Source organism: Gemmiger formicilis (assembly GCF_024462815.1).
GTDB lineage: Bacteria > Bacillota > Clostridia > Oscillospirales > Ruminococcaceae > Gemmiger.
In genome coordinates this window covers 192,386-218,982 of record NZ_JANGCG010000001.1, presented here as the reverse complement: position 1 = coordinate 218,982, position 26,597 = coordinate 192,386, and the positions used below count along the sequence as shown (strand labels likewise).

Sequence of the window (26,597 nt, the reverse complement as noted above, 5' to 3'; positions counted from 1 at the left end):
TAACCTCAACTTCTATGTATGCTTTCACTATCAATAGTTTTAATACATACTTGGTATAGACGGATTAGTTCTTCATTATGCTGGACAATAGTATTGTCGCCATGCTTTTGGACGATTCGCTGATTACGTTTCAATAGCAAATCAATTGCAGCAGAAAAGTAGTCTCGATACGCAGGGTCAGGCAAGAACGACTCACAAGCAAGGCATTTTTCAAATTGTGGTTTACAGGTTTGATTGCAACAGATACCGTAACCGGGTATCATACGGGTCGTAGGTTCATCCAGAAGGCGGTCATATTTGAATGATGGAACTTGCAGACATTGTACTTCTTTCTGCTCTCCGAACAAGGGTATTTGTTTTGTGATTTTGGCAAGATGTTTGGCTTCATCTTTCTTCGATGGATAACCATACCCCAAAGTTTGGTCCATTGAAGAGTGATTGCATTCTACCATTGTTTCTGTTGCGGAAATCACGTTTCCTTGTAAGCGTTCACACACATTTATGTGGCGTAGGTCATGTGAGGTGATTTTTGCTGCATTTCCATCTGAATCAACAACATTATTATCAGCACAGAGTTTGACAAGATAGCTATTAAAGTCATTAGTGGTAATAATACGTTGCAATTTCGGATGTACAAATAAGTATCCTTGATATTGAGGTTTTAATTGTCCCTGCATTGACAATGCGTAGTCGTGTTGTTGTATTAGTAGCTTATAGTAAATGCTTTCACATACGCCATCTGCAAGAAAACTATATTGATGGAATACGGGCACATGATATGCTGTTTCTTTAGCTGTTGGAACGGAAATAGCAAATACATTTTCTTCTGGATATGAGATGCAATCTAGCGACATTGCAATAACCTCGGAAATCCGATGGGTTCGCAAACGAAGTGTAAAGTACATTACTCGATATCCTAGCGGAATATCATTACTTAGGTTGAAGAATAGGCTGTCCACTTGAGCAATGACTTGAACTTCTGGAGCCCGTTTCGGACTTGCTGAATTTTTAAAGCGTCTGCCAACAGGAACGATTGATAGTATGTTCAGCACTCCAAGTCGTTCGCCTGTTTCAGCAAGCGCCTGTAATGTTTGGAGATATCGATTGCGATGCCAGTTTTCAAGTTTTATTATACCGAGATAATTATAAAAGTTATAAAAGAGTTCTTGGTTAAGCTGTGCAATCGAAAGTCCTTTATTCTCAAAGTAATCGAACACAAAGCAGGAATCATGAATTCTGCTTGAACAGGTCGACAGTGTTGCGCCAGCAGAAAGCATACTAAGAATCGTAGCCTTCAAAATTTCAATTTCTAGCAATGGATATTGATTCAAATTTGGAAAATGTAGTGTCCCCTTTTTTCCGGAAGAAGCCAAGACAACATCCCAACTATTATTATCAAAAGTATCGCTTGTATATAGAGCAAGTAACTTTTTGCAGGATTGTTTTTCTTCGTATGGAATCTCATCTGGAATTTTAATGGGCTTGATTTCTTTCAAAGCCGCAGAACTCATGTAGTTGCACCTCCTTTTCGAACAATTCGTTCGGGACAGGTTCGACAGTCTTTTCCATTACAGACTTTACTGGAAGAACAAGTCCCAAACATTACCGTTCGATTTTGTTTTTTTGGTTCTATATTGTTTGAAGAAAACGCGGATTTCTCCAAGGTTTCCTTATAAAATGAATTGTACTTGCGTGCCTCATCCGTAGGATAACACTTGTTGTAAGACTGACTCGCAACCACCGGGGAGTTACCTAAAAAGGAAGATACCTCATCAGCATTCTTTCCGCTTGCAAAGAGTGCTCTGCCTACTTCGGCACGGATACTTCTAAGGGACTCTCTATCAATGACACCGTCTGCATCCCGAATATTTGCTTTTGAAAGAATGTTACAGATAAAGTATTGTAGACATTTACCGTTAAGAACTCTTGGCAGCAGATGTGTTCCTGCTCTTCTATGCAGGTCTTGATAAACAAGAAGATATGGCTTATCAAGTTGAGAACGCAGGTCCTTTGTTTGATTGATAAATTCCTTGATTTCCATTGCAAGCTCATTCGGAATCTGGCATTCATTATAAACGGGTAAGCCATTCGCAATGCGGTATTTGTAGGTCTTTTTCAAAAAATAGCGTATGACATAATGCCCTTGCGTGTAGACCAACGAATCCGTTGTTAACGTATCAAATGTTCCATCTCTCATCCCGGTTGCAAAAGCGATTTTGATTCCAACGGAATAAACCGGAGGTGCAGTAGAAATTTCTCGGATAATACATTCCTTAGCATCTTTTGAAATTGGCGTGGTGTGAATGGACTCCCCTATGGGGAGCTTTAGTTTATAAAAAGCAGATGCAGGGTTTGTTGGTTCCATGCCTGTGATATATGCATAAAATTTTCCGAGAAGGAGAATCCGCTTCTTTATTGTTGTGTAAGCAAATTCAGAGGACTGAATCAGATATGAAAGTAGAATTTTTACATCGGAGGAGGTCAAGGATACGATGGATTCAATATAAATATCTAAGTCATTGAACATAATCGAAAAAAGTTGCCGAAAAATTCCACTGACATGGGATGCTTTTTCTATATTTAAATTTTTATTTCCGAATTTAGCATAGCTTAAACAAAATTCTTTACACTCTTTTCGCAGTTGGAAGTCTCCGAGAAAGACGAGTTCTGTGGAATAAATAGCATTTGCATTTCGAAAATAAAGAGTATATGTGCCCTTGTCTGAAAGTAGCTCTTGTTCATTGCCTGCTATCAACTGCTCATCATAATAAGGAACTTGGTCTTCGAGATGCTCCAATAATGTATAGAAAAAGCGCCTTGCACTTCCTTGATATGGAACGGTTTTTATATAATTTTTAAGAAGCAAAAACGGATGCACTCGTTGACGTGTGCGAACCATTCTTTCAGCAATTTTTGTGAAAAAGCGTACAGCAAGTTCAGGATAGCAAATTCGAATGATGTCGAGCGCATTAAGATAACCGACTTCTTCGAATATAGAAATAATGGTAGTTTTGTCTTCCGATGCTAATGCCTCCTGTAAGTTTTCAATTACAGATAATACATTCGTGGCTTCGGCCAAATGAGTTTTACCACTAAGACAAATATCCAAGGGTTCATCATTTATTTTGTAAGAAATTACGTTCCATGTAGCTGAGAAATATTTTACGCAAAATTGGCTATTTGATGCGTACTTAGACCGCTTTAACTTTTGCGGGCCGTAGAACTGAAAATGGATATCCTTATAGATTTTTGATATTTCAGATACAATAGAAAGACGACGATATTTCTTCTCAGGGCAGGAGCCAAACACTTTCGTGAATGTTTCTGCAAACGGCGTATCGCACTGCTTCATTATTTCTGCACAATGGTACTGAAACAATTCTAGCGTACTTTCGTAATATATGGAATCAAGAAGTATAAGTAAATTAAAGGTGTTGGTTCTTGATTGAACATCGCTAAACGTATGTCGCCAGATGAAAATATCCTCAATGTCCTTAAGCACAGAATTCAAATTATCAGCATTTCCAAAATCAACTCGGCATAAACGCTTTCCAAGTTGGATAACTTTCCCGTCAATAGAAACCGTCCAATAGAATCCACTGGTATCAATGATTTTTATCGCTCTGCTCATACACGCTCCATATCTGCGTTAATAAGGCTTCCATTTTCCTCAACGACTGAATCAAAATTAGAATAGAGCTCTTTTATCAGCGGAGATATTTCGTGTATGCGATTGATAAGGTCGTAGTGCTTTAAGGAATCGAGCGATTTCCAGTCCATTAAGTTGCAAAAATCAACATCACTGAATGTTGGAACTCCGTTTCGTCTGCAATCAAGTTGATACGTCCGAAGTGCTGCTGCAAAGGTACTCCGACCTGCATGGGTATGAAGCGCTTCAATGTTCCAACCATATTTTTTATTTACCGCTATTCTTGCAGATTCGAGCGCCATACGATATGCTTGGTATGTTACAGATTTTCCATTTCTTCCAATGAAAAAAGCATTACTGTCCGTTGCAATATTTCTACGAACTTCAATTAGATACTGTCTCATATCTTCAATCAGCGGTGCAGGAATATAAGATGTGTGGATTTTTCCTGTTTTGCTTTTTGTGGGTGTTACTGTGCCGTTGTAAAGGTCAACAGAGTCCAGCGTAAGCGATAATGCTCCGCCAACACGATGCCCTACGTAGACAGTGTCGAGAAATATGCAACGGTAGACTAATGGAAGTGCGTCTGCGATAGCATTGATTTGCTCTGCGCTATACCATTTTACATAGGCGGATTTTGGTACATCATTTTGATTGGGGCTGAACATATAGGTGAGATAATGAACCATCGTAAGATGTTCGTTTCTTCCTAAAATGTGAGCCTTTTTGTGTGTTTTCGTTGGTGCAAGTATCATCATCTGTGAACGAGTATAAAGGCTTTCATCCATTTTGTACCCTCTAAGGGTAAGATTATCATACAGTTTTGACAAAGCTTCAATATAGTCTTGAATCACCGCGTAGCTGCAAGGTTTTCCTTTTCCTGCATACGGAAGTCCATCAATATAAATTTCCTGCAAGAAATCCTGAATGTCTGACATTTTGACATCCACCGCTTCAAGACCATGTTCGTCAAGATAATTTAAATAGATGCACAAATAGTAAATCGGAGTAGATATAGGTTTTCCTTTGTCCATTTGTGCTAAAACAAGATGACGATTTATTTCTGCATCAGCAAAATGCTCGTCAATAATAAGGTTCATTTCTTTCCGTTCATCATTTGCCCCACAGGGGTATAAAAATTTCTTTACTTTGAATCGCATTTATTGTCATGCTCCTTTTCTTTGCGCCCGCCACGGTTCCGAAGAATGTAATCCCGTACGCTCTTTTTGGGTATCCAATAGCGATTTCCAACCTTGTAGTATGATAGGTCCTTATACTGAAGGCAGAGCTTGAAAACCATTTGATTTGAGCAACGCAGGATTTTGGCAACCTCGTTAACCGAAAGCTCGGCGGGTTGTGTTTTATAGGTGTTAAGAAAATCGGTCATTTTATTTTTCCCCTTTCATAGATGGCATTTGGATAATGAATCTGGTTGATTCTGTTTACATTGTAGCGTGTAATTGTTCCTACAAAAAGTGATAACATAGGGATAACATTTACTTTTTTTGAAAATTTTCCGCTCAATTTGCCTTTTGAACCTATTGCAGATGTGTCTGACAGCAAATATACTGTTATTATGAGGCTGTAAAAAATGCTGAGAGGACGTAATTATGGGACTTTACTATTCAACGGACATGGTCCTGCGATGGTACAAGGCGGACGATTCGCAATTAAAGCAGGACCGAGGCAGAACGCAATATACTGCCATCAGCAACGATGCACTGGTGGATTTACGCGAACATGGAATCACGGAAGATAACGTGCGCCAATGGCTGGAGGAAAATCACGTTCCTCCTGATGGCTATACATCTCCCTATGACGGAACGATTTCAGATGACGCATTGGCAGAAATGACGAAATCAACGGCAGATGCACGAGCAGTCACGCGGGCCTATTCGCTATTGAGGGATGAGGGGGATGATGAGCAGGAAAAACTTTATCCGCTTGTATTATCCAACGCGATACCTGCGCTGCATGAGTTCCGGGAACTATTTGTTCCAGAAGAAACCAAAGAGCAGCACGTGTGGCGTTTGCGGAACCTCTGTCCGGATATGCCACTTGGTATTGCCGAATATTACGGATATAAGGATGAAGCCATCTCTATGCTCTGTGGGCATTTCTCCCGGCAAAGCAATTATCTGGCTGCGGGTTATGTATTGTCTTGCATTTGGGCCGATGTAGAAGCCAATGTACCTGATGAAGTTGTAAAGACGGCGGAGTTTTCGAGCCGTGCATACAAATCTGAGAAAAGAAAGCAACAAGGCGATAACATATCGGTACATATCCCGTGGTACGATAATTTCTTAGGACAACATTACGCAGCCAATGCGTTGGTAAAATTCGCAAAAGATATTCTTAATGGTCTAAAGTATTACCGACGTAAAGGGGTTGATGGAAACCACAAAATCTATACATATCCCGGCGCTTGGAGAGAGGTGATTTCCACCTATGAATCTGCCAATGCCGGACCTCGCTGGGAAACAGCGGATGAAATGCTTTTAAATATCACTTCATACCCAAGCAAATATATGAAACTCGCCTTAGATGATTATATAAATCTGCACATGAAGGACATCACCTATAATTACGACAGCAGAGGCAAAAAGAAACGCCTGATGTCACCGACTCTTGATGCGATGCTCTATGCAGCCATTGTCAACGAACAGACCAATAATGTCCGTTACCGTAAATGTTTGCTTTGCAACCGATATTTCCAACTTAGCAATCATGTCACAAGAATGTACTGCGATGTGCATCGTGGTCCAAATGCCAAATATTATCGAAAACGAATTGAAGAAGTTAAGAAACAACAGGCCGAGGAAATCGTAAAGATGTTAATGAATCAGCTAGGAAATAAAGGTGCGCCATAAACTAAAATTGGGTGTCAGAACATGAAGATTTGCACGATTATTGGCGGCATTGACGGCGTAGGAAAATCCAGCCTGCTCGGAGTTCTCAGAGCCGTGCGAACGGATTTGGGATTGGTTGTCGACGAAAAGGAAAAAGCAGCCTCAGAGCGCATTGAGACTGCTTTGAAAGATGGAATCAGCTTTAGTTATGAGGCTACATTGCACGGAGAGTTTTCCAAGGAACTGTGCCGTAGAGCCAAGGATGCTGGATACACGGTTCGTCTATATTATGTTGGCTTGGACCCTGTTGATGAAAATCTCCTTCGCATCAAGAATCGCGCAAAGAACAGTGGGGCAAATGCTGTTTGCCAAGAGGTACAGAACCAGTATGCTCACCGAATGGATGATTTAACTGTGGTTCTTCCTTACTGTGATTGCGCCGATTTCTACGACAACTATAATGGATTTGCTCTTATTGCGAGAAAGGTTGATGGGCATATAGAGTCTGTTGGTGATTATCACCCACAATGGACAACAAAACTATTAGCCACTGTAAAGTAAACATTTAGGATGGCCGCTCTCCTTGCGAGGGCGGCTATTTTTATATTCAAAAGGAGTTTCTTTTACAAAAAAATTCAAAAATCGGTGTTTTTAATCTGTTTTTGTGCAACAACGACATTTTGAGATGAAATCTTTGGTAATTATTCCAATGCCCAAAACGCCAGAAGTCCGATTTATAGGTATCGCAAAATGGTAGAATGGAGTTAAGAGAACAAAAAATCATTTTTTTAGTAAAAAAACTCCTTTTATGAAGGGGATGAAGGGGCAAAATAATTCCACAAAGGATAGCGAAATTTCTGCCAATATGGTATAATTTGCACAAAAGAATAAAGCGGCGCGGAAAGGCGCCTTTCCCATTGCATGACCTAGGTCATGCAATGATAAGTTTCGTTTGCCTTTCTCTGCGTCCGGGACGCGGGGGTGGCACATCTGGGCAAACTGATTGACCTGTATTCTTATCCGGTCAGAACGGCAATGCGGTTTCTGCTGGCAGATAAGACGACAGGTGAAAATATAATCTGGGCAACAAACACTTATGAACGATATGGCGATGGTTATCGGCAGGATAATCAAATCACGCCGGAGCTGATTTCCGGGGTATATGCCAATCTTATCCAGCCACGCATTTTGAAAGCGGAAGAAGAACAGGCGGCAAGAACGAAATCCAAAGCCGAGGTCTTTACGCCCTCTTGGGTCGTCTGCTACATGAACAATAAATGCGATGACGATTGGTTTGGACGCGAAAATGTATTTAATACTCTGAACGGTGAACACTGGGAGCCAACGAAAGAACCTGTTTACTTTGAGAAAGAACGGGATTGGCAGCGGTATGTTGATTCTCGGCGGCTGGAAATCACCTGCGGCGAGGCCCCTTATCTGGTGTCCCGCTATGATGCCGCTACTGGCGAAGAACTGCCGATTGAAAGCAGAATCGGAATTCTCGACAGAAAGTTGCGGGTCGTGAACGAGAACACCGACAATGAGGCTGACTGGCTGAAATGGACGCGGCGGGCGTTTGAAAGCACCTACGGCTACGAATATCAGGGTGACAACCTGCTGGTGGCCCGTATCAACCTGCTGATGACCTTTGTGGACTATATGCAGGAGCGATGGCGGCGGGAGCCGAATGCCAAGGAACTGAACCAGATTGCCAATGTAATCTGCTGGAATATATGGCAGATGGACGGCCTAAAAGGGACGATTCCGGGCAAAGAGCTGTACATATCAGACGACTACGAGCAGCTATCCCTGTTTGCAAGTGACTTTGAACAGGAAACGCTGTTCGATGAGGCGGCTAAGCAGAATAAAAAGTACGAATGTAAAATCCGTGATTGGCGTGCAATGCGGGCAATCACTTACAATAAAATGAAAGGAGAGAAATAAGCAATATGAAGTTTGATTATTCTATAGGCAATCCGGCCTACCAAGAACCTGTAAAAAATAATGGGCGCTCCAACCCAGTATATAACCTTTTCATGGATGAAGCCTATAAAATTGCTAATACTGTCGAGCTTATTACTCCAGCGAGATTCCTTTTCGATGCTGGACAAACACCAAAAGAGTGGAATGAAAAAATGCTCAACGATGAACACTTTAAAGTTCTGCTGTATGAAAAAGATGCCTCGACAATTTTTCCATCTACTGAAATAAAGGGCGGTGTAGCAATTACGCTGCGGGATAAAAATAAAATCTTCGAAAAAATTGGTGTCTTTTCTCCTTATGATGAATTAAATCATATCTATGGCAAGGTAAAGCACATGGCAAATTTTGGCTTTATGGATAGCATTGTTTCACCAAGAGGTATGTATCGCTTGACAGATGCCTTTTTTAATGCCTTTCCAGACGCGGCATCTAAGGTTGGCAAAGGTACAGGAAATATGATTGTTTCAAATATCTTTGACAAATTGCCGGAAGCTTTTACAGAGAATCCACCACAAGACGGTTCTCCATATTACACAGTTTTGGGGAGGACAAAAGGTAGTCGAGTATATAAGTATGTAAAGACCGAATATGTCATAAATAATGACTATCTTGATAAATACAAAGTATTCTTTCCTGAAGCAAATGGCAACGGACAATTTGGAGAAACATTGACATTGCCAGAAATTGGAAAGCCAAATGAAGGGTCAACGGATACCTTTATGAGTGTAGGAAAATTTTTGACAGAAGACGAGGCGGTTTCCGAAGCTAAATATATAAAAACAAAGCTATTTAGAGCACTTCTTGGCATAAAAAAAGCTACACAGCATACACCAAAATCTGTATGGAGTACAATACCCATCCAAAATTTCACCCCCAACTCTGACATTAACTGGTCAGCCTCCATCCGTGACGTCGACAAGCAGCTCTACAAGAAATACGGTCTTTCCCAGCAGGAAATCGACTTCATCGAATCTCATGTAAAGGAGATGGCATAATATGAGCACCAAAATCGTCATCAAAACAACGGACCGCGTTGTTCCGATGATTTATGCCTATACCACTCCTGAGATTGCCCGCCACAACGGTTGGACGAAAATCGGCTACACCGAGCAGGACGTAGACAAGCGTCTGAGTCAGCAAACCCATACTGCCGATGTGGAATACAAGGAAGAATGGCGCGGCAATGCTACATTCGAGGACGGCTCCGGTGATACATTTACCGATAAGGATTTCCACCGTTACCTGCGCAAGCTGAACATTGAGAACGACCCCAAGAACGAATGGTTCCATGTGACGGGACCTGTTTCCCGCAACCACTTCTATGATTTCCGTGCGAATCGCGGTATTTTGCAATCGCTGACCGCCGCAACCCCGTATAATCTGCGCGAGGAGCAGGAAGAAGCCGTAGAGAAAACGCTGGATTATAGCCGTCTACATACACAGGGCGAATATCTCTGGAACGCTAAGCCGCGCTTTGGCAAAACGCTGACAGCCTATGAACTGTGTAAGCAGATGAACGCGGACACGGTCCTTATCGTGACGAACCGCCCCGCGATTGCAAACTCGTGGTATTCCGACTACGAGAAGTTTCTCGGTCCCGATTCCGGGTATCTGTTTGTGAGCGATACCAGCTCCCTGCAGGGGAAGCCTTTTGTTGTGAGCCGCAATCAGTATCTGGATATGCTGAACAACGGCGACTACAAGTGCATCGAGTTCGTCAGCTTGCAGGACCTCAAAGGCTCCATTTACTTTGGCGGTGAATTTGAAAAGCTGAAAGAGGTCAACGACATTCACTGGGATGTTCTGATTATTGACGAAGCCCACGAGGGCGTAGACACCTACAAGACGGATGTGGCGTTCGACCATATTGACCGCAACTTTACGCTGCATCTGTCCGGCACGCCGTTTAAGGCCATTGCCAGCGAAAAATTCAAAGAGGACGCCATCTATAACTGGACCTATGCAGACGAGCAGAAGAAAAAACGCGATTGGCAGGGCGACCAGAGCGAGCAGAATCCCTACGCGAATCTGCCGCAGCTTAATATGTTCACCTATCAGATGTCCGAGGTCGTTCGGGATGAACTAAAGCAGGGCATTGAAATCAACGGCGAGACAGAAGAATGGGCGTTTGACCTGAATGAGTTTTTTGCAGTTAATCAGGCCGGAAACTTTGTGCATGACAGCGCGGTGGACAAGTTCCTTGATGCACTGACAACGCAGACCAAGTTCCCATTTTCTACCCCGGAACTGCGCGATGAATTAAAGCATACGCTTTGGCTGCTGAACCGTGTGGACAGCGCCAAGGCTCTGGCCCGCAAGCTGAACAACCATCCTGTTTTCAAGGATTACAAGGTCGTCGCGGCAGTGGGTGACGGCAGGCTGAATGATGATGATTCTGCCAAGAAAGCGTTTGACAGCGTGACCGAGGCTATTGCCCAGAACGACAAGACGATTACGTTGTCTGTCGGTCAGCTTACCACAGGCGTTACGATTCCGGAATGGACTGCGGTGCTGATGCTGAGCAGTATCAAGAGCGCATCCCTGTATATGCAGGCGGCGTTCCGTGCGCAGAATCCGTGCTTGTTCCGCGACAAAGGCAAGTTCTACCGCAAGGAGAATGCATATATCTTCGACTTCGACCCTGCGCGAACCCTTATGATTTTTGAGGAGTTCGCAAATGACCTGTATACCAGCACATCCGACGGGCGCGGAGATACCGAAACCCGCAAAAAGCACATCAAGGAACTGCTGAACTTCTTCCCGGTCATCGGTGAGGATGAAGACGGCGAGATGGTGGAGCTGGATGCCGAAAAGGTGCTTTCTATTCCGCGAAAGATTCGCTCCACAGAAGTTGTGAATCGCGGATTTATGTCCAATTATCTGTTCCAAAACATTTCCAACATCTTCGGTGCTCCGCAGGCGGTTGTGGACATTATTACAAAGTTCACCCCCGTGGATGAACCGAAAAAGCAGGAAGTTAAGAAAGAAGACTTGGACCGCGTCCATGTGGATGAAAACGGCGATGTCAAAGTAGATGAGGGCTATGTTATCGGTCTGGCTGATGACATTTTTGGCGATAAAATCTATGATACTGTCGGTGAACAGGTTACGCAGGCTATTGATAAAGTCGCCGTTGACAACCAGCCCAAGGATAAGGCGCTGGAAGCGTTGCAGGAGGCTTTCAAGGCGCAGGCAGTTAAACCTATCGTTGCCGCTGCTACCTCCAATTATGGCACGGAAATCAAGGCTTCGGATGCCAAGCGCGTAGAAAAGAAGCTGGGCGAGGATGCGGACCGTCTGGTGGCGCGGACTTACGGTGACTACCGTATCGAAACCAACCAAATCGAAAAAGAGCGCCATGAACAGTTGGCCGCTGCTGCGCCCCACGAGCAGGAAAAAATCAATCAGGAGTTCGACCAGAAAAAGGCAGAGGCTACTGAAAAGCTGAAAGCTGCTTTGAATGATACAGTCAGCAGTTTTGTGGAGGATGCCGCCAAAGAGACTGTCCGCAGCTATGAGACGCAAATTGAGGAGCGCAAAAAGAACGATGTGGAGGATACCATCCGCGACCATCTGCGCGGGTTTGCCCGCACGATTCCATCGTTCCTGATGGCCTACGGTACAGGGGATACCACCCTTGCTAACTTCGACCAAATCGTTCCCGATGAAGTTTTCCAAGAGGTCACCAGCATCACGCTGGAGCAGTTCCGGTTCCTGCGCGATGGCGGCGATTACAAGGATACCGCTACAGGAGAGACAAAGCATTTTGATGGAAAGCTGTTCGATGAAGTCGTGTTTGATGATTCCATCAAAGAGTTCCTGCGGTTAAAGCGTGAATTGGCAAACTATTTTGACCCGGCAAACGAAAAGGACATCTTCGACTACATCCCGCCGCAGCGCACGAACCAAATCTTTACCCCGAAAGCAACCGTGGCAAAGATGGTATCGCTTTTGGAAGAAGAAAATCCCGGCTGCTTTGACGACCCGAACAAGACCTTTATTGACCTATACATGAAATCGGGTCTGTACATTACCGAAATCGTGAAGCGCCTGTACCAAAGCGAGGGTATGAAAGCCGCGTTCCCTGACCCCAAGGAGCGGCTGGAACATATCTTTGAAAAGCAGGTCTATGGTCTGGCCCCGTCCGAAATTATCTATCGCATTGCGACAAATTATATTCTTGGATTCTCTGAGGAGCATAGCGGAAAGCAGTATAACTTCCGTAGGTGCGATGCGCTGCCCTATGCAAAGGATGGCACGCTGAGCGAGAAGCTGGACGAATTGTTTGGGTAATATACGGTTGACAGTCTTTTTTGCCCTTAGTATAATACTGGTAAAGGCAGACAACACATACAGAGGCTCTATCGTGCTGATAGGGCCTCTTTTAATAGAATGCTAAAAGTATGCAATGCTCTGAAATAAGGTGTCGCAAGAGGTGAGAATATGCTGATTGAATTTAGTGTAAAGAACTATAGGTCTTTTCGTGATGAAGCCATTCTTTCTCTGGAAGCAACCAAGTCAAGCACACTAAAGAGCGTCCTTATTCCATTTGGCGGAACGCCTATTTTGCCAAGCACTGCCATTTATGGAAAAAACGGTGGAGGAAAAAGTAACGTAATTCGAGCTTTTTGGCTTGCTGTTCAGTTCATTAGAAATGCGCAGAGAACACAGCACGAAAAAGCTTCGATACCTGTGACTCCCTTTGCACTAAATGATTATTCTGCATCTGAGCCGACTAAATTTTCCTTCCTATATACGCTGGATGGAATCAGATACTGGTATTCGTTTTCAGCTACAAGGGAAAAAGTGTATACCGAATTATTGTATCATGCGCCAAAAGGACGAAAAACGCTGGTTTTTGCCAGAGAGGGACAAGAATTTTCGTTCACAGAAGGGAAAGCCCGCAGAAAACTGATTAGTCAAGTCGTAGCAGAAAATCAGTTATTCTTCTCGGTTGCTTGTACAATGAATGATGTGGATTGCGCTAAGGCTATGATGTGGTTCCGGGAAATGATTTATTTCTCAAGAGATTACTCGGATATTCCACGGCAGTTACTTGAATACCCCAATGATGCCAATATTTTGAGAGCCATTTCTAATTATGCGAAGGCTGCGGATGTTGGTATCGAAGATATGCGATTCGAAATCAACGGTAAACAAATTGATGAAGAAGCTGCTTCCTCGGAAGAAATCAGAGCTGAGCTGGTGCAATTTATGCGATTGCTTTCAGAGACTTCCAATGATTCGGAAACGAATCTAAAGGCAATATCAATACACCAAGGCAAAGATAAAATCGGAAAACCCAGTGTTTATACGATGGAACTTGCCGATGAATCGGACGGCACCAGAAAACTGATGGCGCTTGCTCCCGCGATTGAATCTGTATTGACCAAAGGTGGGCTTTTGCTGGTAGATGGTATAGAAAAAGAACTGCATCCGGCCTTAGTCGAATTTGTCATTGCTAAGTTCCAGAGCAAAAAGACTAACCCCAATGGCGCACAGATTGTTTTTACAACGCACAACACCGAATTGCTGGACATGGAATTGCTCCGAAAAGAACAACTCTATTTCGTGGACAAGAATAGCGAGGGCGTGTCGGAACTATATGGTATCCGTGATTTCTCGGCTCAAACAACAGAAAATATCCGCAAAGGATACCTTCTTGGAAAATATGGGGCGACCCCCAATATCGAAATTGAAGAGTTGTGGTAAAATGCTAGGACTGTGGCAGTCGTAGTTGTGCGATATACAGGGGCGATTATTTGAAAATGCGGGCAAGGTCGGATACAACAGCGCACAATTCATAGTTGACGCTATGTTTTCTTTTGTTGGATTGGAACTATTGGAGATACGGTATGGTTGCTGATGAAGGCAAACAGCAGCAGATTTGCGCAGAACACACCAATTCAAAGTGTGTGGAACCTGATTCTGTGGTAATCGCTGATAAGTCAGCACGCATTGACTTGACAGATTCTCTTACTGGGGTCATAAAAAATTCCTGCGACATTGATGCTGAAAAGGAAAAGTCGCTGGAAGAAAAGTATGGCTTCGGTAATTGAGGAATGGTAATCTTCAGCACTTGTGAGTGATTCTACATAGTCAAGTAACGCTAATCGATATCCAGTTACAACGAAATCTTTAGATTGCAGCCGCCCTCTATGCGAGGACGGTTGCCTTGTTAGCTGATGTTGGTATAATAAAGACGGCTGCTTTTGTTTGTATAAACATTCAACGCTCTCTTTAACGGAAAGAGCGCAATATAGAAACAGCAAAAAAGTGCGTATGTAAGGAATGTTTTGAATAGAATTTCCTTATTGCACCTTACTCTATATACTCCCACGCGATTGTGAAGAAAAACTCTTCACCCATAGAATTACCCCATAGAGAATTACGTAAGTATGTTATCTTGCGTAAAAATCTATGGGGTGATTTTTTTGTGGTATGTTCTACACGCAAACATTCCCGGTAAGCAGAAAACTTACCGGGAACGTGGGGTATCATGTATTGGACAATGCAGTCTGCAGGGCGCAGTAGTCTTGCAATGTCAGCTGTTCGGGGCGGCTGCGCTCGTCAAGACCGGCGGTTTGCAGGGCGGCAAGAACCTGCGCCTTGGGCAGGTGCAGACCGTTGGCAATCGCGTTGGCGGCGGTCTTGCGGCGCTGGGAGAAGGCGGCACGGATGAGGGCAAAGAACGTGGCCTCATCACCGTTCGGAACCTCCACAGACGGCTTCTCGCGGACATCCAGACGGATAACAGCGCTGGTCACCTTGGGGGCCGGATAGAAGCTGCCGGGCTGCACGCTGAACAGGAGTTTTGGCTCGGCGTAATACGAAACCGCATAGCTGATGGCACCGGCGTCACGCGTGCCGGGGGCGGCGCAAAGGCGCTGTGCGGCCTCCTTTTGCACCATAACGGTAATGTTGCGGATGGGCAGCTTTTCCTCCAGCAGACGCATCAGGATCGGACTGGTAATGTAGTACGGAAGGTTGGCGCAGACCGCCACGGGCTTATCGCCAAATTCCTGCGCCAGCAGAGCCTTCAAATCGACCTTCAGCACGTCATTCAAAACGAGCTTGAAGTTATCGTAGTCGGCCATCGTCTCCTCCAGCAGCGGGGGCAGACGCTTGTCAACCTCAATGGAAACAACCTTATCCGCACGCTTGCAAAGCTGCTCGGTCAGTACGCCGATGCCGGGACCGACCTCCAGCGCGCCCCAGCCGGGGCCTATGCCGGCGGCATCCGCAATGCGGGGGCAGATGCCGGGGTTGATGATAAAATTCTGGCCGAAGCCCTTGGACAGCTCAAAATCGTACCGTGCACACAGGTCACGGATGGTAGACAAATCGGTCAATGTGGGCACGGTGGACTTCCTTTCCGGGTGTCAGTTCTGGCCCGTCAGTGACATGGCTGCATTGACAGCCTTGCTGATCTGGGGGTCGGTGTTGATGGTGTAATCGTAGTAGGCGTTCTGCTCATCGACAGAGAGCGTAGCGTCAATATCCGGCGTCAGGCCGGTTCCGTCCCAGGTCTGGTCCTCGTTGTCCAGCAGCAGACCGGTTGTAATATACGCGGCAGAGCCGTCAGAGAAGCTCTGTGCATCGCTCAGCACAACACCCTTACCGGCGGTTTTGGTGCCGACAATCGTGGCACCGCCCATCTTGCGCAGTGCGTTGGCAAACAACTCGGCGCTGCCTGCGGTGGAGCCATTGACAAGGCAGACCATCGGGACGTTGATTTCGTTCTCGTCAGACATACGCAACACGGTTATGTTGCCGTCCTTGTCCTGCTCCTTGGCAATCTCGCCGGAAGGCACGCAGTAGTCAGCGGCAACCAGGCCCGCGTTCAGATTCTCGCCGGTGTTGTCGCGCAGGTCAAAGACAAGGCAGGCAGCGCCCTGCTGCAGCAGGTTATCAACTGCGGTCTTGAACTCGCTGGCCGTACCGGTTGAGAAGGCGTCAATGCGGATATAGCCGCAGGTCTCGGCCGTCAGCTGTGCGGTGGAGATGGAAGGCGTGCGATAGTTGGAGTGCACCAGACTGAGCTGCTGCTCCTGACGGTCGGGCGTCAGGTAGGTGATGTTCGTGGTGGTGCCCTCCTCGCCCAGCAGCTTGGAGGTAAGCCGGGCGCTGGAGGTGATATTCCGGGTGGGCTCATCGTCAATGGCGGTGATGAAACAACCGACCTGAATCCCCGCCTCGCTGGCCGGGGAGTTGTCATACACGCGGATAACCCGGGCGTAGCCGGAGGAAGAATCGTTGACAACCGCCACACCGATGCCGGTCAGGGTGCCCTTTTCGACAGCCTGCTTTTCGCTGTACTCCTTAGCGGTATAGTAGACGGCGTATTTATCGCCGATGCCGTTCATATAGCCAGCGGCCAGACGGTCATTCAGTGTGTCCTCGTCGATGGAAAAGTACTCTCCCGAACGGACAAAGCGGTCGATTTCGGACAGCTTATTATACTGACGTTCCTTGTTTTTGACGCTGGACACGGTGGTGTTGAACATCTGCATAGAAACAACCATAGTCAGCGAAAAGGTTACGGCCATAGCAATAATGGCGATGGTAGCGGCCACGCCAAGACTGATTTTTTTGCTCATGAATCTGATGGCTCCTTACTGTTTTGCGTTTATACCCCGTAGGTAAGCGAGAAAAATACCGTAGAGAAAAGGCTCAGCACCATCAGAACGGCAACCACCAGGCAGAAAATGCGCACGGCGGTTTTATGCTTCTGCGGTTTCATACAAAGCTCCCCTTTCCGATTATGAGAGGTAGTTCATAACATTGACCAGAACGTTGTTGACCTTCATCTCCAGGTGCAGATGGTTGCCGGTGGAGTTGCCGGTGGAGCCGACATAGCCGAGGGTCTGGCCCTTGGAAACGCTATCTCCCACACTGACAATGGGGGCACTGTTCATATGCGCGTACAGTGTGGAATAGCTGTTGCCCTTATCATCCTTGCCGTGGTAGACCTGCACATAGTAGCCCCAGCTGTAGTGGTAAGCGGCGGCGGTGACAACGCCGCCGGTGACGGCGTAAATCGAGGTGCCGCCCGGTGCGGCGTAGTCGGTGCCGCGGTGGCCGTTGCCGCCAAAGTAGCAGGAAACATACTTGTAGGTGGCCAGCGGGCGGCCGAAGTCCAGCGAGCACTGGATGGACGCATTGCCGTAGGCCTGGTTGGCAGCGTTCAGCGCGGCGTCCAGCTCTTTGGCGGCTTCATCGACTCGCTTGTTGGCCTCGATCTGGGCTTCCTTCAGAGCCTGCTCCTCGGCCTCAGCCTCGGAAATGCTGGCATTGGTCTGGGAAATGTTCTGGGCAAGCTCGCTGGTTTTACTGTCCAGCGCGGCCTTCTGGGATTCATAGTCGGCCTTGGTGGCTTCCAAATCGGCCTTGGCCTGCTCAAGCTCTGCCTTCTGCTGTTCCAGCTGGGTGTGCTCGTCCTCCAGCTGCTGGCAAATCTGCTCATCCTTGCTGACAATCTGCTCCAGCGTGGTGGCAAAGGTCAGCAGTTGATACAGGTTGGTTGCGCTGGAAAGCAACGCAATCGAACCGCCGTCATTCAGCCGCTGCATGGCCTTCATACGGCCCTTGAAGTCCTCCCAGCGCTGGTCATATTCGGCCTGTTTCTGGTCAACCTCCTGCTGCTTCTGGGCGATTTCATCCTGCTTGTTCACAATGTCATTGTCCAGCTTGCCAATCTGCTCCGTCAGGTTCGCAATCTGACCAAGCAGCAGGGATTTCTGCTGCTCAAGCTGCTGCTTGAGGGCCTGCGCGTCCGCCTTGGTGCTCTGGGTTTCCTTCAGCTGCTGGTTGACCTTTTCCAATTCGGCCTGCTGCTCCTGCAGCTTCTGGCGCAAATCGCTGACACTGGAGGAGGCTGCCAGCGGTGTCATAACGGTGGACAGCGTCATGGTCATGGCAACCGCAACGCTGAGCAGGAGAGAAATAAACTTCTTCCCTTTTGATAGATGTTTCATGGTTGTTTAACTTTCCTCGTAGTCCCCTGTTATACGTTCAGATGCTTGCGGATGCTGGTGGCTGTGCCAAGGCCGCAGAGCACAAAGCCCAGCAGTACAAAGCCGCCGACGATGTAGTACCAGACGTTTTCCAGCGGCACAAGAGAGCCGCCGAACATCTGGGAAAGGTTGGACGGATTCTCGGCATACCAGCGGCAGAGCGCATAATAGGCACCGCAGACAATGCCTGAGGCAATGCCGGCCGAAATCAGGCCGGAGGTGACACCCTCGACAAAGAAGGGAAAGCGGATGAAGCCGTTGGTGGCACCGACCAGCTTCATAATGCCGATTTCCTTGCGGCGGTTAAAGACGGTGATTTTGATGGTGTTGTTGATGACCACGATGGACACGATGGCCAGCACCGCAACAATGCCGTAGCAGGCGTAGTTGATGACCCGCTGCAGAGAGGTGAAGGTATCGGCCATGGCAAGCGGCGCATTGACACTGGCCACGCCGTCAATCTGCAGAAGCTGCGCGGAGACAGCCCCGATGTTGTCCGGGCCGTCCACCGAGACGCGGTAGTTCGGCGTAAAGGGGTTATCATTCTCAAAGACCTGCTGCAGGTTCGTGTACTCTGCCAGCATATCGCCGTAGGTTGCCAGAACGTCCTCGGGCGACATATAGGTCACGCCCACCACGTGGGGGGTGTTGCGGATGGCGGTATCGGCGGCGGCAATCTGCTCCTCGCTGGCATCGTCATTCATATAGACAACCGTCTCGTTCTGGTCGCCGATGTAGGCAACCATTGCATCAATGTTGACGCCCAGCAGATACGCTGCGCCAATTAACAGCATACAGACGGTCAGAACGCCCATAGAGGCAAAGGTCATCAGCCGGTTGGCCCGCAGATTGTGCAGGCCCTGACCGACCAGATAAGTAAAGCTGGAAAAACGCATGGTGTCCCCTCTTTGTCAGTAATCAATCCTCGTCATCGTACGCGTCATCATCGTATTCGTCGGCCTCGCGCTCGGCCATAGCGGCGGCGTAGCGGCGTGCAACCTCCGGGTGGGCTGTATCCGAGGCAACCATACCGTTGGCCAGCGTGATGACGCGGTTGCCGTATTTGCGGGCCAGCTTGTGAACCAGCTCATGCTCATGCGTTACAACCACAACGGTGATGTTGACCTTGTTGATAGCCTCAAACAGCTGCATAATGTCCATGGACATTTCGGGGTCGATGTTACCGGTGGGCTCGTCCGCAATGATGAGCTTGGGGCCGTGGGCCAATGCGCGGGCGACCGCCACACGCTGCTGCTCACCGCCGGAAAGCTCGTCCGGCAGGCGGTCGAGCTTATCCTCCAGACCGACAAGGGAGAGCGCAAAGGGCACGCGGTCCTTGATTTTCTTGGTGGAGATATTCGTCACGCGCATGGCGAAGGCCACGTTCTCATAGACGGTCATGGTGGGAATCAGGCGGAAGTCCTGAAAGACCACGCCCATCTGGCGGCGCAGATACGGAACCTTGCGGCGCTTGATGCGGGTCAGATCCTGACCGTTGATGAATACCTTGCCCTTGGTGGGCTTTTCCTCCATCTGAATCAGCTTCAGGAAGGTGGACTTGCCTGCGCCGGAATGGCCCAGAATAAAGACAAATTCACCTTCATCAATATGAATATTGATATCCTCCAGCGCAACGTTTTCATCGTTGTGTGTTTCGTAGGTTTTATAGACGTGTTCAAAGTCAATCATAGGGGCAAGCTCCTGCCGCGGTGCGGCTTTGGTTGTTTCAGGTTACAGTCATACATATAATAGAATACCATGAAGCCCGGCTCCGGTCAAGGTGCTTTCTGACTGCCAAACAAGGAAAATGGCGCTACATTGCGATGCAGCGCCATTTGTGAAAGTTTTATTAAAATCAATATTTGGCCGGATTGGCGGACAGATACTTCTTGACCATCAGCGCTACCTTAAAGACGATGGCATCATCAAAGTTGCGCAGGTCAAGACCGGTCAGCTTGCGGATTTTTTCCAGACGATAGACCAGCGTGTTGCGGTGGACAAACAGACCGCGGCTGGTCTCGGAGACATTCAGGTTGTTCTCAAAGAAGCGCTGGATGGTGAACAGCGTCTCGGCGTCCAGGCTGTCGATGCTCTCCTGCTTGAATACCTCACGCAGGAAGGCTTCGCACAGGGTGGTGGGCAGCTGGTAAATCAGGCGGGCAATGCCCAGATGATCATAGCTGATAACCTGACGCTCGGTGTCAAACACCTTGCCGACCTCCATCGCAATCTGGGCTTCCTTGAAGCTGGAGGCCAGATCCTTGATGTTGCCGATAGGCGTGCCGATGCCGACAACCGCCTTGATATAATGGTCGCCCTGCAGCGTATCCACAATGGAGGCTGCCAGCTTTTCCATATCGCGGGTGTTGTTTTCGGGCTTGATTTCCTTGACAAGAACGGTGTCAGTCTCGCTGATATTGAAAACGAAATCCTTCTGCTTGTCCGGGAAAAGGCCACTGACAACGTCATAGGCGGAAATATCATTGCCGGAGGTAACGCGAATCAGCAGGACAACGCGCTGCACATCGGAGACGAAATGCAGCTCCCGCGCTTTTGCGTAAATGTCACCGGGCAGAATGTTATCCAGCACCACATTCTTGATAAAGTTTGTCTTATCAAACTTTTCATCGTGGTACTGCTTGATGCTCTGCAGGCTGATGGAAAGCATGGCAGCAAACTGCTCTGCCGTGGTGTCCGTGCCCTCCACAAAGACGGCGTAGTCATTGTGCTTTGCGTTGGAGAACTGGTGATAGGCATAGCCATCGCGCACGAAGGCATCCCCGGCTGTCTGACGTACAGCGGCAACACCCTCACGCACCTCACCAATCTGCCCCAGTTCGGAGCAGGAAATGACGGTGCCGGTCTCATCAATCACGCCGACAACACGATCCACTGCGTCCTTCATCTGGTAGACCACGTTCTGGAATACCCTGTTAGCCATACTATGTGACTCCCCTTTAGCTGTTATTTAGACAGTCTGCACCGGTGTGCAGTGCGGGCTATATTTTTTGGCAAAATGCCGTTTGGTAATCTGCCCGAAAGCCAAAACCTTGTAATGTATATTTTACACAATTCACTTGGCTTTTGCAACATATTTTCACGAAAAAAGAAAGATTTTCTTGTACATATTTCAATTTGTCACTCAAAAAGTACCCGGCGCAGGGTTTGCGGCGGGTACAGCGTCCGTCATTTTGACGGTTTCTCTTTATTTGTCTGGTTCATGGCGCCGGTTCCGCCCTCCACAACGCCGCGGCGCGCAAACACATAGGTGATGCTGTGGAAGAAGATTTTGAAATCCTGTAAGAATGTAACATTTGCGGCGTACTCGCCATCATAGCGCGCCTTCACGTCAATAGGCAGCTCGTCGCGCCCATTAATCTGGGCAAGACCGGTAAGGCCAGGGCGGATATCATTGGCGTGCACCTTATCCCGCGCCTCAATCAGGTCATACTGGTTGTACAGCGCCGGGCGCGGGCCGATAACGCTCATCTGCCCGGCCAGAATGTTGTAAATCTGCGGCAGCTCATCCAAACTGGTCTTGCGCAGGAAGGCACCGCTTCTGGTAATGTAGCTGTCGGGATTCTGCAAGAGGTGCGTGGGCACATCGTGCGGGGTATCGCCGCGCATGGTGCGGAACTTCAAAATGTTGAAGTGGCTTTTCCCCTTGCCCACACGGCGCTGCTTGAAGAAAACAGGCCCCGGGGAGTCAATCTTAATCCAGAGTGCTACAAGGCCCATCGGGATAGCCAGAATAATTGTGGCTGTCAGCGAGAGGATAATGTCCAGCAGACGCTTGATATAACGCTCGTACATAGGGTCAGCCCTCCTTGTGTTCGGAACTCTGCAGGCGCTTTTCGATTTCCTCCTTCGAGAAAATCTCGGTGTTGCCGGTGGCGGCCACAACCGTGTGGTCGGCGCGTACACGGCGGTTGGGGTGGTAGGTAGGCACCATCTCCTGCAGCACAGTCACAACCTCGTCGTCATTGTGCTTGGAGGCCTCCTTGAGCTTCTGCAGCTCGTTATAGAAGAACTCCAGATCAATCTGCATCGGCGGGGCAATGAAAATTTTGTTGTGGGCAGTCTTGCCCATCTTGTCCTGCTCGGTGTCCATCAGCAGCTCCTCATAGAGCTTCTCACCCGGGCGCAGGCCGGTAACCTTAATCTGCATATTCACGCCCGGCTCATAGCCGTAGAAGCGTATCAGGCGGGTGGCCAGATCCATAATCTTGACCGGCTCACCCATATCCAGCACGTAGATGCTGCCGCCCTTGGCAAGGCCGCCAGCCTGCAGCACAAGCTGCGCCGCCTCGGTAATCGTCATAAAGTAGCGCACAATGTCCGGGTGGGTGATGGTCACAGGACCGCCGCGCTTAATCTGCTCCTCAAACAGTGGAATAACACTGCCGTGGCTGCCCAGCACGTTGCCGAAGCGTACCGCCACACAGGTCATGGTGGTGCCGCGGGAGAAGGTCTGAATCAGCATTTCGCACAGGCGCTTTGTGCAGCCCATAACGTTGGTAGGGTTGACGGCCTTATCGGTGGAGAGCTGCACAAAGCGCTCTACCCCGTGCTCGGCGGCGGAGGTCAGCAGATTCTTTGTGCCAAAGACGTTGTTCTTGACGGCCTCGGCGGGGCTGATTTCCATAAGCGGCACGTGCTTGTGCGCCGCCGCGTGGAAAACCACCGACGGATGGTAGGTGTCAAACACCTCGTCCAGACGTGCCTTGTCACGGATAGAGCCGATGAGGGTAATGATGGGCGCTTCGGGGCCGTATTTGTTTTTCAGCTCGGTCTCCAGCTCATAGGCGCAGTTTTCATAAATGTCAAAAATCAGCAGGCGGCGCGGCTGGTAGCGCATAATCTGGCGGCAGAGCTCACTGCCGATGGAACCACCGCCGCCGGTGACCAGCACCACCTTATCGTGCAGATACTCGGAAATCTGGGCGTTGTTCAGCTGGATTTCATCGCGGGAAAGGAAATCCGCCGTGTTCAGCTCACGGAAGCCTGCGGCCACAGGGTTGCCGTTTTCGTCCACAGCCTGCGGGTCACTCAGCATCCGCACACGGCAGTGGGTGGAGTTGCAGAGGTTGATAATCTCGCTCAGGCGGTCACCCTTTACCGTGGTGATGGCGATGACAATTTCCAGAATGTGGTACTTGCGCACAAGCTCCGGAATATCGGAAATCGTACCGCACACCGGCACGCCCTGCACACGCAGACCCTTTTTAGTCAGATCATCATCGACCAGACAGACCGGGTTGCCGAAGCTCTGGTTTTTGTTCTTGCAGAGGTTGACGGCCCACGCGCCCGCGTTGCCGGCACCGACAATCAGCAGCGGTGTATCATCGGCCGGCTTGTTGGCCTTGGCATCCTGCACCGTGCGCACCAGCCGCCACAGGAAGCGGACGCCTGCAATGGCTGCGGTGTTGAACACTGCGCCGAAAATCAGCACTGCGCCGGAAATCGGGCGGTTGTGGTAAATCAGGTCAAACAGCATAATAAGGCCGGTGGCCAGACCCGAAAGGCAGGTCAGGCGGGCAAGGTCCCGCATACCGGCGTATTCCCACATAATTTCATACAGGCCGCCGAACCAGAAAACAATCATATAGATGGGCAGCACGTAGAGCAGCATGGGGGCCATTGCCCGCAGTATCTCCACACGGCGGTAGGCATCGCCGCTGTCAAAGCGCAGCATAACGGCCAGCCAGTAACATACTACGATAAGCCCGCAGTCCAGCAGCATCAGCGCAATGCGGCGCGGCAGACCCTTGATAAGTTGCTTGGAATCCTGTTGCATCTTGTTTCCCCTAACCAAAATATAGCATATCGGCTTCAAAAAGCCGCACTTATAATCATATGATTCCTCTATTATAGCACAAAAAAATCCCTTTGTCCCGATTTTGCGGGGCAAAGGGAAATATTTTCTTGATTTTTTCTAAGAAATTTTACTCAACCGTGACGCTCTTGGCCAGATTGCGCGGCTTATCGACATCCAGACCCTTGGCGCAGCTGACATAATAGGCCAGCAGCTGCAGCGGAATGACCGACAGGCTGGTGGCAAAATGGGGGTCGGTCTTGGGCACATAGACCGTGAAGCCCGCTGTGTCCTCAATGCTGTAGTTGCCGTAGGTGGTCAGGCCCATCAGGAAGGCACCGCGGCTCTTGACCTCCACCATATTGGAGACGCTCTTTTCAAAGAGGTCGGGCTGGGTGAGGATGCCGACAACGAGCGTGCCGTTCTCAACAAGGGAAATCGGGCCGTGCTTCATCTCGCCCGCGGCAAAGGCCTCGGAATGAATATAGCTGATTTCCTTGAATTTCAGGCTGCCCTCCAGCGCAACGGCGTAGTCCAGACCGCGGCCGATGAAGAAGGCGTCCTTCGCGTTGGCGTACTTGCTGGCAAACCACTGGATACGCTCCTTGTCGGAGAGCGTCTTTTCGATTTTTTCGGGCAGAACCTCCAGCTCGGAAACCAGATGCTCATACTGGCCATCCTCCAGCGTGCCGCGCACGCGGGCAAACTCGGTGGCAAGCAGATAGCAGGCCGCAAGCTGGGTGCTGTAGGCCTTGGTGGTGGCAACGGAAATCTCCGGCCCGGCCCAGGTGTACATGGTGGCATCGGCCTCGCGGGCGATGCTGGAGCCGACCACGTTCACGATGCCGATGGTGCGCACGCCGCGCTCCTTGCAAAGGCGCAGTGCGGCCAGCGTGTCGGCAGTCTCGCCACTCTGGCTGATGACCATGGCGAGAGAGTCCGGCTCCAGCACAGGGTTGCGGTAGCGGAACTCGCTGGCCACATCGACCTCCACCGGGATGCGGGCCAGACTTTCAAAGACATAACGCGCTGCCATACCAACGTGGTAGGCCGAACCGCAGCCGATGATATACAGGCGACGCACGCTCCTGATGGCGTCCTCGTCCAGTGCCAGCTCCGACAAATCAATCTTGCCATCCTTTAGGCGCGGGGAAATCGTGTCACGCACAGCGGCGGGCTGCTCGTAGATTTCCTTCATCATGAAGTGCTCATAACCGCCCTTCTCTGCGGCCTCGGCGTCCCACTCGATGGTGGTGGGCTCCCGGGTGATGGGCTCCTTGTCAACGTTGAAAAACTCGATGGAGTCGGGGGTCAGCCGGGCAATCTCAAGATTGTCAATGTAGTAAACATTGCGGGTGTACTTCAGCATGGCGGGCACATCGGAAGCGATGATGGCGCCGTCCTCGCACTTGCCGACAATGAGAGGGCTGTCCTTGCGCACGGCATAGATGACACCCGGCTCATCGGCAAAGAGGACACCCAGCGCATAGGAGCCGCGGACGTGCAGCATCATGCGGGTGATGGCATCCAGAGGATTGCCTGCGGATTCGCCGGTATAGTAGTAGTCCAGCAGCTGGGCCACAACCTCGGTATCGGTCTGGGAAACAAAGGTAAAGCCCTTGTTGAGCAGGCGCTCCTTGATTTCCTGATAGTTTTCAATGATGCCATTGTGTACCACTGCGATTTTCTGGTCACGAGAATAATGGGGGTGCGCGTTGACAACGGACGGCTCACCGTGGGTTGCCCAGCGGGTATGGCCGATGCCGCAGCTGCCGGACACGGCGTTGCCGCCATCGGTCATTTCGCTTAAAACCTTCAGGCGGCCTTTGGCCTTGACAACCTCAATCTTGCCGGCGGCGTTCTGTACGGCAATGCCGGCAGAGTCATAACCGCGGTATTCGAGTTTGGCCAGACCATCCAGCAGAATCGGCGCAGCCTGCGCCGCACCGGTAAAGCCTACGATTCCACACATAGCAGGTTTCCTCCCTTATTTTGGCGTAATATATACAGTTTCTTTTTAGCGCTTTAAAACAAAATACTCATATAGTATATGACATCCAGCGCAAAATGTCTACACCTTCGCCCCAATTTGTGACCTTGTAGTTGCCGGAAAAACAAAACGGGCAGCCGTCAAGGGCTACGGCTGCCCGCTGCACAGTCCCCTTTTCCCGTTTCTTACACCATATAAGTAACGTATCAAAAGTTATCGTGCATTTATTAGGATAGCACACTCGGCGAAGATTGGCAAGTGCAAAACAGATTTTTGCAGCGTAAAAGCAGCATTT

At 48.8% G+C, this 26,597-nt stretch carries 20 protein-coding genes; 7 read left to right on the top strand and 13 right to left on the bottom strand.

Going from position 1 to position 26,597, the window contains the following annotated elements; genetic code table 11:
• Positions 1-5: 5 nt before the first annotated feature.
• The 4 genes from NE623_RS01020 to NE623_RS14835 are packed head-to-tail and all read right to left on the bottom strand — an operon-like array spanning position 6 to position 5,036.
• Positions 6-1,511 (bottom strand): hypothetical protein, encoded by a 1,506-nt coding sequence (locus tag NE623_RS01020; RefSeq protein WP_256271056.1) that lies wholly within the window; start codon positions 1,509-1,511, stop codon positions 6-8.
• Positions 1,508-3,631, bottom strand: a complete 2,124-nt coding sequence (locus tag NE623_RS01015; RefSeq protein ID WP_256271057.1) for a hypothetical protein — start codon at positions 3,629-3,631, stop codon at positions 1,508-1,510. Before NE623_RS01015 ends, NE623_RS01020 begins: the two co-directional genes overlap by 4 nt.
• Positions 3,628-4,809 (bottom strand): tyrosine-type recombinase/integrase, encoded by a 1,182-nt coding sequence (locus NE623_RS01010; RefSeq protein ID WP_256271058.1) that lies wholly within the window; start codon positions 4,807-4,809, stop codon positions 3,628-3,630. Before NE623_RS01010 ends, NE623_RS01015 begins: the two co-directional genes overlap by 4 nt.
• Positions 4,794-5,036 (bottom strand): helix-turn-helix domain-containing protein, encoded by a 243-nt coding sequence (locus NE623_RS14835; protein ID WP_370866659.1) that lies wholly within the window; start codon positions 5,034-5,036, stop codon positions 4,794-4,796. Before NE623_RS14835 ends, NE623_RS01010 begins: the two co-directional genes overlap by 16 nt.
• A gap of 223 nt (positions 5,037-5,259) precedes the next feature.
• On the opposite strand from NE623_RS14835, the gene NE623_RS01005 reads away from it, so the two are divergent.
• The 7 genes from NE623_RS01005 (at position 5,260) to NE623_RS00975 (ending at position 14,540) form a co-directional block, all read left to right on the top strand.
• On the top strand, positions 5,260-6,519 hold the full coding sequence (locus tag NE623_RS01005; protein WP_256271059.1) for a hypothetical protein: 1,260 nt from the start codon (positions 5,260-5,262) through the stop codon (positions 6,517-6,519).
• Positions 6,520-6,540: 21 nt separating this feature from the next.
• The gene (locus NE623_RS01000; protein ID WP_256271060.1) at positions 6,541-7,059 is read left to right on the top strand and encodes a zeta toxin family protein; all 519 of its coding nucleotides are present in this window, start codon (positions 6,541-6,543) and stop codon (positions 7,057-7,059) included.
• 420 nt (positions 7,060-7,479) lie between these two features.
• Positions 7,480-8,442: a restriction endonuclease subunit M gene (locus tag NE623_RS00995; RefSeq protein WP_256271061.1), complete on the top strand. Its 963-nt coding sequence runs from the start codon at positions 7,480-7,482 to the stop codon at positions 8,440-8,442.
• A gap of 5 nt (positions 8,443-8,447) precedes the next feature.
• Entirely contained in the window at positions 8,448-9,476 is a 1,029-nt protein-coding gene (locus NE623_RS00990; protein ID WP_256271062.1) for an Eco57I restriction-modification methylase domain-containing protein, read from the top strand.
• A 1-nt stretch (position 9,477) separates the two neighbouring features.
• Positions 9,478-12,774 (top strand): DEAD/DEAH box helicase family protein, encoded by a 3,297-nt coding sequence (locus NE623_RS00985; protein ID WP_256271063.1) that lies wholly within the window; start codon positions 9,478-9,480, stop codon positions 12,772-12,774.
• A gap of 150 nt (positions 12,775-12,924) precedes the next feature.
• Positions 12,925-14,193 (top strand): AAA family ATPase, encoded by a 1,269-nt coding sequence (locus NE623_RS00980; RefSeq protein WP_256271064.1) that lies wholly within the window; start codon positions 12,925-12,927, stop codon positions 14,191-14,193.
• Positions 14,194-14,336: 143 nt separating this feature from the next.
• On the top strand, positions 14,337-14,540 hold the full coding sequence (locus NE623_RS00975; RefSeq protein WP_256271065.1) for a hypothetical protein: 204 nt from the start codon (positions 14,337-14,339) through the stop codon (positions 14,538-14,540).
• A gap of 438 nt (positions 14,541-14,978) precedes the next feature.
• On the opposite strand, the gene rsmA is transcribed toward NE623_RS00975, so the two are convergent.
• The 9 genes from rsmA to glmS all read right to left on the bottom strand — a co-directional run bounded on the left by rsmA (position 14,979) and on the right by glmS (position 26,284).
• Entirely contained in the window at positions 14,979-15,842 is an 864-nt protein-coding gene (gene rsmA / locus NE623_RS00970) for a 16S rRNA (adenine(1518)-N(6)/adenine(1519)-N(6))-dimethyltransferase RsmA (RefSeq protein WP_256271066.1), read from the bottom strand.
• A 21-nt stretch (positions 15,843-15,863) separates the two neighbouring features.
• A complete protein-coding gene (locus NE623_RS00965) occupies positions 15,864-17,081 on the bottom strand; it encodes a S41 family peptidase (RefSeq protein ID WP_256271067.1) in 1,218 nt (405 codons plus the stop codon).
• Positions 17,082-17,243: 162 nt separating this feature from the next.
• Positions 17,244-18,458, bottom strand: coding sequence for a murein hydrolase activator EnvC family protein (locus tag NE623_RS00960; protein WP_256271068.1), 1,215 nt, complete (start codon positions 18,456-18,458; stop codon positions 17,244-17,246).
• 29 nt (positions 18,459-18,487) lie between these two features.
• On the bottom strand, positions 18,488-19,393 hold the full coding sequence (ftsX, locus tag NE623_RS00955) for a permease-like cell division protein FtsX (RefSeq protein ID WP_256271069.1): 906 nt from the start codon (positions 19,391-19,393) through the stop codon (positions 18,488-18,490).
• 22 nt (positions 19,394-19,415) lie between these two features.
• A complete protein-coding gene (gene ftsE / locus NE623_RS00950; RefSeq protein WP_256271070.1) occupies positions 19,416-20,186 on the bottom strand; it encodes a cell division ATP-binding protein FtsE in 771 nt (256 codons plus the stop codon).
• Between the two features lie 166 nt (positions 20,187-20,352).
• The gene (locus NE623_RS00945; protein WP_256271071.1) at positions 20,353-21,438 is read right to left on the bottom strand and encodes a PucR family transcriptional regulator; all 1,086 of its coding nucleotides are present in this window, start codon (positions 21,436-21,438) and stop codon (positions 20,353-20,355) included.
• A gap of 245 nt (positions 21,439-21,683) precedes the next feature.
• Positions 21,684-22,310 carry a sugar transferase gene (locus NE623_RS00940; protein ID WP_256271072.1) on the bottom strand — a complete coding sequence of 209 codons (627 nt, stop codon included), beginning with the start codon at positions 22,308-22,310 and terminating at the stop codon, positions 21,684-21,686.
• Between the two features lie 4 nt (positions 22,311-22,314).
• Positions 22,315-24,294, bottom strand: coding sequence for a polysaccharide biosynthesis protein (locus NE623_RS00935; protein WP_256271073.1), 1,980 nt, complete (start codon positions 24,292-24,294; stop codon positions 22,315-22,317).
• A gap of 148 nt (positions 24,295-24,442) precedes the next feature.
• A complete protein-coding gene (glmS, locus tag NE623_RS00930; protein ID WP_256271074.1) occupies positions 24,443-26,284 on the bottom strand; it encodes a glutamine--fructose-6-phosphate transaminase (isomerizing) in 1,842 nt (613 codons plus the stop codon).
• Between the last annotated feature and the right edge of the window lie 313 nt (positions 26,285-26,597).